1 protein-coding gene is annotated in these 399 nt (G+C 59.1%); it reads right to left on the bottom strand.

Annotated elements, in window-relative coordinates; translation table 11 throughout:
• Positions 1–34: 34 nt before the first annotated feature.
• On the bottom strand, positions 35–399 hold a 365-nt coding region (locus AB9K35_RS06200; RefSeq protein WP_369924915.1), incomplete at its 5' end, for a transposase.

Consider the following 399-nt stretch of genomic DNA (forward strand, 5'->3'; position numbering starts at 1 on the left):
TGGGGAGCCTGATCTGACTGGTCCGGTTTGATTGTTAGTGCATGACTGGCCTTTGGTCCATCGGGACGATGGTTTCTGGCGCAGGCGGCCGGTATCCCAAGGCGCTGTGGGGGCGCTTGGTGTTGTAGTGTTTCCTCCAACTTTCGATGATGATCTGAGCCTCCCTCAGCGAGTAGAAGAGCTCTCGGTTCAGCAGTTCGTCCCGGAGCCGGGCATTAAAGCTTTCGATGTATCCATTCTCCCATGGGCTCCCAGGTGCGATGAAGGCTGTTTTTGCCCCAACCGCCTCGATCCAGGCCCTGACGTCCTTGGCAACGAACTCTGGGCCATAGCACGTCGGGAAGATTGGCCGCTGAGAGGTTATGGCCACGCGCGCAGCCCTCAAACCGCGCAGCGGGT

Origin of the sequence: Leisingera sp. XS_AS12, from assembly GCF_041224635.1 — a bacterium.
Classification (GTDB): Bacteria; Pseudomonadota; Alphaproteobacteria; order Rhodobacterales; family Rhodobacteraceae; genus Leisingera.